8 protein-coding genes are annotated in these 12,698 nt (G+C 32.5%); all 8 read right to left on the bottom strand.

Translation table 11 applies throughout. The annotated features are described in order from the left end of the window. On the bottom strand, positions 1 to 425 hold a 425-nt coding region (locus CHB67_RS14790; protein WP_141119729.1), incomplete at its 3' end, for a (Fe-S)-binding protein. A gap of 718 nt (positions 426 to 1,143) precedes the next feature. Next, a complete protein-coding gene (locus CHB67_RS14785; protein ID WP_089382569.1) occupies positions 1,144 to 2,559 on the bottom strand; it encodes a sulfatase in 1,416 nt (471 codons plus the stop codon). 23 nt (positions 2,560 to 2,582) lie between these two features. Then, a complete protein-coding gene (locus CHB67_RS14780) occupies positions 2,583 to 4,031 on the bottom strand; it encodes a sulfatase family protein (RefSeq protein ID WP_089382568.1) in 1,449 nt (482 codons plus the stop codon). Positions 4,032 to 4,046: 15 nt separating this feature from the next. Next, positions 4,047 to 5,648 (bottom strand): sulfatase, encoded by a 1,602-nt coding sequence (locus CHB67_RS14775; protein WP_262494289.1) that lies wholly within the window; start codon positions 5,646 to 5,648, stop codon positions 4,047 to 4,049. 135 nt (positions 5,649 to 5,783) lie between these two features. Continuing rightward, on the bottom strand, positions 5,784 to 7,175 hold the full coding sequence (locus CHB67_RS14770) for a sulfatase (protein ID WP_245813565.1): 1,392 nt from the start codon (positions 7,173 to 7,175) through the stop codon (positions 5,784 to 5,786). 34 nt (positions 7,176 to 7,209) lie between these two features. Continuing rightward, positions 7,210 to 8,652, bottom strand: a complete 1,443-nt coding sequence (locus CHB67_RS14765) for a serpin family protein (protein WP_089382565.1) — start codon at positions 8,650 to 8,652, stop codon at positions 7,210 to 7,212. Between the two features lie 19 nt (positions 8,653 to 8,671). Further along, positions 8,672 to 11,137, bottom strand: a complete 2,466-nt coding sequence (locus CHB67_RS14760) for a hypothetical protein (RefSeq protein WP_089382564.1) — start codon at positions 11,135 to 11,137, stop codon at positions 8,672 to 8,674. Between the two features lie 21 nt (positions 11,138 to 11,158). Further along, positions 11,159 to 12,682, bottom strand: a complete 1,524-nt coding sequence (locus CHB67_RS14755; RefSeq protein ID WP_089382563.1) for a sulfatase — start codon at positions 12,680 to 12,682, stop codon at positions 11,159 to 11,161. Positions 12,683 to 12,698: the final 16 nt, after the last annotated feature.

The following is a 12,698-nucleotide window of genomic DNA, read 5'->3' as shown; positions in this document are numbered from 1 at the left end:
CCCAATTTTAAGCCACGCAACCCATGACAACTTTTATGTAAACCTACTTTATGCGGAAATGAAGCGCCAATATCAGTTTTACCCAATACTTTCACTATAAATTCACATAACTCATAGGCATTGTTACGTACTTTTATTACTTCCGGTGTTTGTTCTAAAATATCAAAATGATGTTTTACGTGGTAAATACAACTTCCTGAAGGTCCAACTATATAATCGTATTCTTTAAAATTTTCTACAAAAACCTGGCAAGCACCTTTTGAATCTTCCTCGTATCCTGAATTTCCTAGAGGTTGCCCGCAACACGTTTGACCTGTTGGATAATAAACATCAACTCCTAGCTTTTCCAATAGTTCCAACGTTGCAATTGCCACTTGAGGATACAATTGATTGATGTAACACGGTATAAATAATCCTACTTTCATTTGTTGTTAATTAATTTTTATTGTAAAATATTTCCATTTAAAATAGAAATTCTAATTACTACTCTAATATTTTTATTCTTTTACAGGCTTTAAATTTTAATCAGAAACAAATTTAGCCCCTTCATCCCCAAAAACCGTCCTGTACTATCCTTTCATATTGAAAATAAAAGTTTGATTTTACATAAAAAAACACCTAATATTATAACTAAATTTAATATTATTCATATAATTAACATTGTATAAAAACAATCTACATTACTAATAAAAAAAAAAAGGAATCCTTTCAGATTCCTTTTTTTAACCAAATCATTAATAAAATAATTATTATTTTATTAAAAAAACATTTTTAAGAATCTCTCCTTAAAACCTTAACTTTAAAAATTTCTCATTTTTATTATTTCGGATAAATTTTGAAAAACTGAAATAATAACTCAAAAAAACATTCATTACAGATGTTTCTTTAATAATGAACTCAAATAAATTATTTTATAAAATTATTGATAATTCCTGAATTTAAAGTCCTAAATAGGTTATACAATTGTCCATTTTTTACTTTAGAACAGTAAAAATTATTTTCTTCCTTTGAAAATTAAAAAGACGTTACTTCACACTCTAAAAAACATAGAAGTATTTATAAACAGCTTATTTAATCGAAAAGCTATATAAAAAAACTTTGCTTGAAGTATCTTATTTCGTATTAAATTATAACCGCTGTTGTTTATTTATAACTAACTGCTTGTTGTTGTTTTATTTTAAGCGCATTTCTCATTTGTTCAATTACCTTTTTGTAGCTAGCATCAGCAGCAACATTCTTATTTTCTTCAGGATCTAATTTACGGTTGTACAACATCTCCTCTCCGTTTTCATACAACGAATACGTAAAATCTTCAGTAACTATGGCATCTGCCACTTTAAAACGTGCATAAGCGTTTTCTCTAAAAGACTGTTCAGGATCATCTAGAATTGATTTAAAACTCTCACCCATAATATAATCAGGTGTAGGCACATTGGCTAAATCACAAAGTGTAGGGTAAATATCAACGCTTTCAATCAAAGCTTCTGTATGTTTACCTGTTGCTTTCCCTGGTACTTTTACAATTAAAGGAACTTGCAAGGCATTATGCAGGGTATTGTGCTTACCCCAAAACTCATGTTCTCCCAAATGCCAACCATGGTCTCCCCAAATAACAACAATAGTATTCTCTGCTAAGCCAAGGTTTTCAAGTTCAGTAATTACCTCGCCAACTAACTGATCTACATAGCTAACACAAGCATAATATCCATGGCGCATCATTTTATGAAATTCATCGGTATTAGGTGTATATTCTCCAAAACTATAAGATTTAAACTCGCCACTACCGCGTAATGCACTAGGAGCATTTTCAGGAAGATAACGGTTCTCAGCTATTTCAATAGAATCTCTATTATATAAATCCCAGTATTTCTTAGGTGCATAAAAAGGCATGTGAGGACGAAAAAATCCACAAGCCATAAAGAAAGGTTCTCCTGATTCTTTGAAACCACGTAAATCACTTATGGTTTTTTGTGCAATTTTATAATCAGGATAAACACTGTCTGCCACTTCTGGAGCTTCGTATACGCGACCATTACCCGATTTCATAAGTACTTCTTTAGTTGCAGGGTCATAACTTACAGCATGTCCTCCTGTTGGCATCCAAGGTTTTTGACTCCAACTAGCATCCTGAACATCTTTATTATAGTGAAAAATCTTTCCGTTAGAGATAGTGGTATAACCTGCTTCTTTAAAGACACCAGGCAATGTTTTAGCATTTGGAACATCTTCTTCTGCCTTAGCTCTATAATCTATAAAACGTGTTTTTGTAGGCAGAATACTTGTAAGCAAACTAGCTCTCGAAGCTCCACATACAGGAACATTGCAATAGGCGCGGTTAAAAACAAGAGCATTTTGGGCCAATTGATCTATGTTTGGCGACTTTACTTGTGGTGCTCCATAACACCCCAATTCAGTTCTTAAATCATCAATGGCAATAAATAAAACATTGGGTTTCTTTTTTAAAGCCTCTGCTTTTTCTGATTTTTGTTTCGTTGTGCACGAAAAACTAATTAAAATTGTTGTTACAATTAAAATGTATTTATTTTTAAAATTCATCATATGTATTTTTATGAAATAATTTATTACCAATGTTTAATAATTAAATAATTTTCTTCTTTCAAGGTATTCTTTATAGAATCAGGTATTTTTCGTCTAGGAGTGTCTTTATCTAATTTAAAACCTTTATTTCCTTTGGAAGTAATAAGGGGCATATTGCCTATTTGATTGTTTAAAAAATCTCCTTGATCTTTCATCCAAACAAATAGATCTTTTATCAACCGTTCTTTAACCTCTTTATAATCTGGGTTTTTGGCTAAATTTTGTTGTTCAAAAGGATCTTTTTGTAAGTCGTATAATTCTTCAAAAGGTTCATTTTTAAAATGCTCTGCTCCTCTTTTAATAAAGTAATCTACATTTGGTTTTCCTGTTAAATTCTGTTCAACAACTTCTAACGAATTAAAATTTCTAATGTATTTATATTGTTTATCACGAATCATACGTGAAGGAAAAACTTCCGAATTTAAAATATTTTGGTTGGTTCTTACTCCATATACATATTTATTAATTTCAATATCTTCTCCTTTAAGAATTGGTAAAAAGCTTTTACCATCCATATCTGCTGTGGCTTTTCCTCCTGCAATATCTAAAAAGGTTGGAAGCACATCGGTATAATGAATTAATTGATTAGCTATTGAACCAGCTTTAATCACATTTGGCCAACGCACCACAAATGGTACTTTTAAACCAATATCTTTAACTGTAAATTTCCCAGAAACACCGTGATCTGCACTGTAAATAAAAAATGTATTCTCATTTAAATATGTATCTACATATTGCAACACTTTTTCTAATTGTTTACCATCTTCTTCTATACTTTTATAATATCCTGCTTTTTTATTAATAAACTCCTGATCATTCTTTTTATCGTCATTGAATGGAAAAAATTTGATTTCATCAGCATTTGCGTTCTCCACCTTAAAATAAGTACTATGAGGGTATTTTGAAGCAATTAGCATACAAAAAGGCTTTTTTGAGTTTTTAAAATAGTTTTCTATACTATCTAAAGGTATGTAATCTCTTGGTACTCCTTCTTTAGGTACAGGTTCCCACTCTTTATCCCAATCAAACACGGTAGAAGGCTTCACATGGCTTTTTCCTGCAAGTACTACTTCATAACCTAATTTTCGCAGATGCTTTGTTGCACTTATTAAATCTGGTTTAGCTGAGGTATGATTTGCAAAACATCCATTTTTAACTGGGTATTTACCAGACAAAAGTTGAGATCTACTTGGAGCGCAAATAGCCTGTGCAGTAAAAGCATTGTTAAAAAGCATACCTTCTCTTGCTAACTGGTCAACTGCTGCTGTGTTTACTTTCTCATTTCCATAACATCCATAATCATACACATCTTGGTCATCAGCTAAAAAGAATATGAGATTAGGTTGTGTACTTTGCTGGTTTTCTTTAGTATTATCTTTACAAGCTATTGTAAGCAAAGCTATAAAACCTATGAACAGATTTTTAAAATTCATTTTATTTATTATTTATTATTTATATTTTTTAATACCTTTTTTTTGAGGATATGGTACTTTCTCTCCATTTTTAGCCCAAGTTCCTGTAGGAGCATTCCTTTGAATTAGCCACTTTTGAAGTTTACTATTCATTTTCTTCGCTAAATTAAGCGTTCCTCTGCTTGGTTTTCCTTCCAAAAGATTGGTTTTTTCACCTATATCTTTACTCAAATTATATAGCTCATAAGAGTCATCTTCATAGCGATAGAACAATTTATAATGCTGATTGTTGGTATGTCTATAATGAATGACTGATTGCGGCATGTTTCGCACATCCATATATCCTGGAAAATGCCAATACAACTCCTTTTTATCATTAAGAGCTTCTGTTTCCTCTCTTAAAACAGGTGCAACTGACTTTCCATCAATTTCATGCATTTGAGGATCAGGAAGTTTTACCCCTGCAATATCGGCTAGCGTAGGATAAAAATCAATGGTATGAACTTCTTGGGTAGTGTTCACTGTATTGGGTGTAATAACACCTGGATATCTAAAAATCAAAGGTACACGAACACCACCTTCATAATATGTTCCTTTTCTTAAACGCAATGGGGTGTTATCAGTAGGTCCCATAAAACCTCCATTATCTGAATAGAAAACAACTAGTGTATTTTCAGCAATACCATCTTGGGTATTACCATCTCCATTAGGATCTTCTAAGGCATTTAAAATTCGCCCAACTGTTTGATCTAAAAGCTCAACAAATGCAGCGTATTCAGCATCTGTATGACGTGGATCTTGTGATGTTTTTGCTTTATATTTAGCTTCTAAATCAGGACGAGGAAGAATGCTTACATGAACTGCATGAAAAGGAATATATGCAAAAAACGGCTCTTTTTCTTGCGACCTGTCTTTGATATAGTCAACCACAGCATCACCCAAGGCATCAGTAAGGTGCTTAGGTGTACCTTCCAATAACCATGGATCATTTCCATTTTTCATTGGTTCTAAAACATTTTTAATGTAAGTAGCATTGTATGGTTGTGCATAAGGTTTTAATTCTTCAATCTCAAAGGTCCAACCATTGGCATCATCATTTTGTGCGAAAAATTCATTTTTAACGTTTACTCCATTTACGGTAGCTTTAGTTTCTTTATGTAGTGCCAAATTATAATCAACACCTAAATAACTTTTAGCTTGCTCTCCCAATTTAATTGCATGAAACTTTCCAAACCATGCAGTGTGATAACCAACTGTTTTTAGGGTTTCAAACATAGATACACATTCCTCTTTTAAATAATTGTTTTGAGTATGAGGAATGATAGGTGTAGTATCTCCTTTTGAAGCTCTTTTAAGGCTACCTACATTATACACTCCGTTTTGTGGTCCTGTGGCATATTGCCCTGAATGAAGTGCTGCCCGAGTAGGTTGACAGTTTTGCTGTGTATAAGCATAGGTAAAAGACTTCCCTTGCTTTGCCAATTCATCTATATTAGGACTTTCATAATATTTAGACCCATTATCCAAACTGGTATTAGATGAACTTAAATCTGTCCAACCTAAATCATCTGCCATAATAAAGATGATATTGGGTTTCGATTTTTGTTGATTTTGACAATTTCCAGAAACTGAAAACATGAAACTTATTATAAAACAAATAAGTATTGAAACATTTTTTTTCATTTTTAACATTATTATTAAACTATTATTTTTTTATACAAACAATTAATTATCAGCACCTAAAACAAAAACAATATCTAAGTTAGATTCAAATTATTTCAAAAAATCTTCGCCCCATTTTTCACGAAGTTCTTTTGAAAGTGCTTCTACTGTATTTTTGTATGAAGGTTTTTCAGCTAAATTATCTATCTCTAAAGGATCTGTTTTATGATCAAACAACATACGTGCATAAGCAACACCTGCATCATCTGTCCATTCTGTATAAAATAACTGATCTTTAATTAGCGTAACACCATCTTTAAATTTGCTTACCGCCCAATTTTTATCAGATTTTTGTCCGTTAATTATAGGTACAAAACTTTTTCCTTCAACAGAATTAGGCGATTTTAAACCTGCTAATTCTGCCAATGTTGGATAAATATCAATATATTCAGTAATAGCATCGGTTTTTTGACCAGTTGTTTTTCCAGGAACTTTAATTATTAATGGTGTTCTAAGAGCAGTTTCAAAATTAATATGTTTGCACCACAATTTGTGATCTCCTAAATTCCAACCGTGATCGCCCCATAAAATTACAATGGTGTTTTCATCTAAATTTAACCGCTTCAGCTCGTCCAACACCAAACCTATTTGCGCATCAATATAACTAACACAGGCATAATAACCGTGTATCAATTCTTTAGCCAACTCTTCTGGTAAATCACCTTTTTTTGGAATTTTTTCATATTGTCTTAATTCTCCAAAATTATGAAAAGCCTGTTTTGGTGTCGTTTCAGGCTGCACATAACTCTCTGGAAGTTCAATTTCATTTCTATCATACAAATCCCAGTACTTTTTTGGTGCATTAAATGGCAAGTGAGGTTTTGCGACCCCCATAGTTAAAAAGAAAGGCTGATTAGATTGCTTTAACTTTTGTAAATCTGTAATCACTTTTAAAGCTAACTTACCATCCATATATATAGAGTCGTGAACATCGGCTATTTCAACAGGCAACCCCCTCCCTGTTTTTTGGCGTAACTCAAAGTTTTCTTCAAAAGCATAACGCCAACGTCTTGATGATTGCCAAATTTCATCCCAAGCCTTAGCATCATCATTTCCATAATGATATATTTTTCCGTTAGAAATAGTTTGATAACCATTTTGTTTTAATAGTAAAGGAAGTGATATTGCTTCAGGATAATCTTCGTCTTTTTTAACATGTGCATCAATAAATCGGTTTCTAGTTGGTCTTGCCCCCGTCATTAAACTAGCTCTGGATGCACCACAAACAGGCACATTGCAATAGGCACGCTCAAAAATTAGACTCTCGCCAGCCAATTTATCTAAATTAGGAGATTTGATGTGATTTGCTCCGTAAAAATTGAGTTCTGGACGTAAATCATCTACTGCTATGAATAATATGTTTGGATTCTGACTTTTAACATTCTTTTGCGTTGTTGTTTGGCAAATTCCGCTAACGGTAAAAACCAGACTCAAAACAAACATTTTTAAAAATTGCTGCTTCATTTGATTTCGTGTATTATTTAGTGATTTTTTTGTTTTTTTTTAAGGTAATTACAACAACACCATAATAATCCTCGGTTGTGTATTTTTTAACATCCTCTTTTTTATAAACTTCCAAATGATCAATGTCATTAAAATTCACATCTTGGATATCAACTCGATTCAATTTTTTTCCTTCAGCAATCAGAATCAAAATTTTATCATTCCCTCCCCAATCTAATTTTTTGTTATTTCTTTTTAGTAAATTATCTACAAAATTTGCTTTATCAATTATTTTACCATTTTGAGGCATTGTATACCTACCCATAAATACCATCGCCTTGGTTTTGTTATCTACAATAAAAAACACAAATGGATGATCGGCTTTGAACGTTTTATATGAAGGCAAACCTGTAATATAAACATTAGTTGTTGTGGCTGCAGTAGCCTCTGTTTGATCTTCGTTCAAATCAATATAGGTTTTGTGGGCTACTTGCTCTATACTTAATGACTCATTTTTTAATATTCCCGAAAAATCGGCTTCATTATTAAATACCGTATTTAAACCCATATTTGTAAGGGCCGATTTTAGTTTATAACTCGTCTCTATTTTTATTTTTGGTATAGAGAGCCACACTTCTTTAGTAGCTGTTTTTTCTAAAATTTCATTGAAAAAATCGGCATTCAAATTGTTTTCAATGGTTTCAAGTCCATCTAGTTCTTTGGGTAGCATGATACAAAACGATACATCGGAATCTTTGTATGGCTTAGTTATAAATTGAAAGGATTCATTTTCAAAATAATTAAGGTTTTCGGTGATATTCATAAAATCAACTTTGTATTGATTTTCATTATCTGTGAAAAAGGTTGATTCAGTTGTTCTACGTTTTTCAAACTTATTAAGCCATTCACCTTTAAAATAAACAGCATTCGAAATCATTAATTTTGTCTCAGAATTTATATCTGAAGGACTTACCATGTTTGTTATACGCTGATTTGTTTTATCTGCCACCCAATGGTTGATATCTGAAACAGCCTGTTCTGTATTTGTAAACTCGGTTTGCTTAAAATCCGAAGAATATTTACTTGAAACAGCATTTTTAAACGCCGCCTCTACTTGAAACCTTTTATCTACCCAAACGGCATTAGAAATTTTTAAACCAAATAGGCTATCTGAATTACTTTCCAGCTTATACAAATTGTCATAATTAGAGCTTGCTGAATCTTTTAAATACAACACCTTTTCAAACGCTGCTTTTGTTTTATTTTCCGAACCTTCGTATGCCGATAAAAGCGCGTAATAGGTACTCAACGGCGAAAGAAAAACATTTCCTTTTTCAAGTTTTATTTCTTGGTATAAATCAAAGGAAAACTGATTGAATGACATACTAAGCTCACTATTTTGAGCTTTCAATTGCCCCAAATTAGTAATCGCTAACAATACGATAACCAAAATTGTAATAGGTTTATAATTCATCATTTTCAGTTTATTTTTTTAATTAAAATGATTTAAATGCTTTATTTTGAGAATCACTTTCTAAACTATGGTCTTCAAAATTTATTTTTTTTCCTTCACCTATATATAAACTCGTTGTTTTCTTGCCTTTTGATTCTTCAACACGAACAATAGCAAATCGTCCTTCAAAATTTAATTTCAAGGCTTTATTTATATAAACTGCATTCGACTTATCTTGTGAAATAATATAATCTGTAATTGTCAATGCTTCTACTTTAGAAACTACTTTAGCACCTACAATTTTTGCGCCATCCATTAAAGGTTCTATACTCTGAACACTGGATTCGCTTTTTGTTGAAGGCTCAAATACAGTTACAAAAGGTGTATCCCAAGCTTCCCCATTTTGCCTGATAGCAAGTAGCTGGGTTTTCTTTGTAACATATCCATTTTCAGCTTCTCTTGTTGGCGGTGTTAGTGCTTTTGTATATGCTCTTTCAACACCTTTTGGAACAAACATGTGCATATATTTATCATTGTATGCTATTTTAAAAGTAACCTTAACAGCTTCTTTTGTAGGTTTGGTAACCTGTGTGTTTTCAAAATAACGCCAACCTGGAGATTGCACTAAATCTCCTATATCTGTTTTATAACTATTGGTTTCAGTAAGACTTAAAACCTGTCCTTTTTCATTTTTTATGATTGTTTCATCACCAATATTGTGGTAAATATAATCGTGAAACTTATTTTCATCTAAAGATTTTGAACGAAACATATCAAAATAATAGGCTGTTTTATCACTGGTTCTAATAGTGCTTAAGGTACGTTCCTGATCGCAATTATTTACTTCATCTTTTAAAAATTGGGTAGCAAAACTAAAATTCTCACTTATAGGATCTTCCAAATGTTTAGGTTCTGAAGCGATATTTACCGTTGTATTTTGCCATACATACGCGCCTCCTTTCCAAGAACCTTCATCTAAGCCATGCGATGTACCGTTAACAACTACGGTATTATTCCCTGCATACAATCTAAAATAATTTTCGTGAAGCGGAATTTTTCTTTCAGCAACAGTAGCCGGAAGCCCCGCATTTGGACCCATCACATAACCTGCTCCATATAACTCCATAGCAATACCTGTAACATGTGAATGCACATAGTGAGCACCTCCTATAATTCCACAAAGCCCATAAATTTCGTTGTCTTTTTCAACAAAATTACGTTGCAAAGCAACACCTGCATGTTTTATAATAACAGTAGGTTTGTTAAAATTAATACCTCCTTCAATTTTTTCAGGAACAGGTTGTCCCCAAAATAAGTCTAGTGGTTGAAAATTATTAAAAATATTATCATCAAGTTCTGGTTGATAACCACCTTTGGTATCATAAGCCTGTCTTAATGCAATTTGTGATTTTTGCTTCAAATCTGTATAATCCCTTCTTTCAGCAATACTTAAAGTATACCTGTAAAGATCTTCAGTACTGTCGTTATTTCGTTTAGAATCTCCATAACGCACAAACTTTCTATTTGGATATCTCAAATAATCAAATAAAAAATTTCCATTAAAAATATGTTGATAATCTTTAGTTACATTCATTTCTGGATACACACGATCTACAATATTTAAGGTCAATGTTATAATAGACATAAAACTATAACTCAAAGATTCAGGCCAAATTCCTTGTTCACCAAACATAGGAAGTATGGTGTTTTTGAATGAATTTTGATGTGCAGTTCCTTCTTCCCAAAAAACATGAAACAAACGATTACGTTCAAAATCATCATCAACACATAGTATACTAAATAATGCTCCAGATGCTGTTAAAATAGGATGATTAGATATGGTTTTACCATGCTTATCTGGTTTTCCATATTCTTGTAAAACATTACCAACAATATTGGCAATTGCCTTTTGTGCTTTTGCATTGTTGAATGGAATTCTAACACCTTTTTCTTTGTTATATACCGTTGCATTTGGTTGCTTTACATAATTGTAAATAAAATCATAGGTCAATGCAAATGGTCCATAAGTAGTTCTAGGGTCAAAAAATTCATAACCACAAATTGTTGTAGTTTGTGGAGTTTTAGGAGCAATTACATCCACATAATACCCTAAAATATCAGCAGCAAACTGGGCATATTTTTCTTGCTGAGTTAAATAATATAACATTCCTGCTTCTGAAGCAAGTGCTAACACTTTATTGTGCTTTGCTGCTAAAGGGCTTGCTTTTTGTTCAGAATTTTCACGATCGTGCTTGGCAAAATCAGGTATTGTATTTAAAATAGCATTCGGATTTGTTTCATGTATTTTTAGTGCAGGGTCAACACGCTCGTGCAACTGATTCACAACACTTTTTGCCCAATCGTAGTTTTCAATTTTATCTAAAATGGCTTCTCTTTCATCTTCAGTTACCCAAATTACAGGATGTTTTAACGACTGCGCTTGTACAGATTGAAACAATACAATTTGAACTATGATTAAAATTTTTAAAATTATGCTTTTTTTAAACATGCTATTTTAAATGGTTATAATTTAATGATCTGCTCCTATTACTTTAACAGGAACTACTTTTCCGTCACTAGTTCTTGCTTTTTGCTCTACAAAATACGGTTGAAAAGTATAAGATGATTGTGGATCCCAGTTAGCATTTACGATTGGTAACTGCCTTTTCATCTCTTCAATTTTTTCTTTATATGTTGGATTGGCAGCCTCGTTAGTCCATTCGTTTGGATCTGTACTATGATCGTAAAATTCTTGTGTTCCATCTTCGTATTGAATATAACGATAACCATCCATTTTTACAGTATGGTTATTCATTCCGAAGGTAGAAATAGCAAACGCTCCTTCTTCTTTATTTTTATCGTTCATCATTGGCGCTAAACTTATACCTTCATTTCTATTGTATGCAGGTAAACCGCTCAATTCTAGAAGCGTTGGATAAATTGAAAGCATTTCAACCGGTGCATCAATCTTTTTTCCTTTAGGTACATTTGGCCCAGCAAATAGTAAAGGTACTTTGGTTGCAGTTTCCCATAAGGCGTGTTTTGCAAACGTTCCTTTTTCTCCTAAGCGATATCCGTGATCAGACCATAAAACAATAATGGTATTATCTGCATAATCACTACTTTCTAACGCATCTAAAACTCTACCTAATTCATAATCTACATAACTCATACAAGCCAAATAAGCCTGAATAATTTTCTTCCATTCTCCACTTTCTATAGCCCACTCTGTTGAAGGCATCATAGGTAAATCATTAATTTTCATTCCAACAGGAGGAATATCATTTAAATCATCTGATAAATAGGGCGGTGTTTTTATACTTTCTAACGGATGCATATCAAACCATTTTTGTGGCACATACAACGGAACGTGTACACGTAAAAACCCTAAGCCCATAAAAAATGGCTTGTCATATTTTCTATGCAATCGCTCTACTACCCAATCAACCGATTGATGGTCTGGCATTAATGTATCATTCTCTGGAAATGCACCCCAGTCTGTACTTGTTCTTCCGTGTGTACCTTTTATTCCTTTACCAAAGCCATCCCAAACAAAACGTTTTTTAGGATAAGGTCCAAACCCTTTCACTCGTCCGCCAGATTCATTAAAAAGACTATCTGGTGCATGAATATGAAATAATTTACCAATACCCATGGTATGATAACCATTATTTTCAAAATACTCTGGCAAAAAAGTAATGTCTTTTGTTGCTGAATTTTCTTCTCTTCGGATTTTATTATCAGGTGTCATTCCATAAATACCTGTTGTTGACGGACGTAAACCTGTCATTAATGAAGCTCTTGAAGGCCCACATAATGGTGCTTGACAATGAGCATTTGTAAAAGTAACACCCATTTGTGCTAGCCTATCAAAATTAGGTGTTTTTGCATTGGAATAATTATCAATAGGTGTTATCCAATTGTTTAAATCATCAACCGCAATAAACAATACATTTGGTTTTTCTGGTTGCGAGGTTGCAATCTTAGATTTTTCATTATTTCCACATGCTGATACTATCAAGGCAATTAGAACTACATAACTTAAATTCTTCATTGTATTTTATGGTATA

This window comes from Lutibacter agarilyticus (assembly GCF_900188235.1).
Lineage (GTDB): Bacteria > Bacteroidota > Bacteroidia > Flavobacteriales > Flavobacteriaceae > Lutibacter > Lutibacter agarilyticus.
Note: the sequence above shows the minus strand (reverse complement) of the source record. Positions and strands in the feature narration are given on the sequence as shown.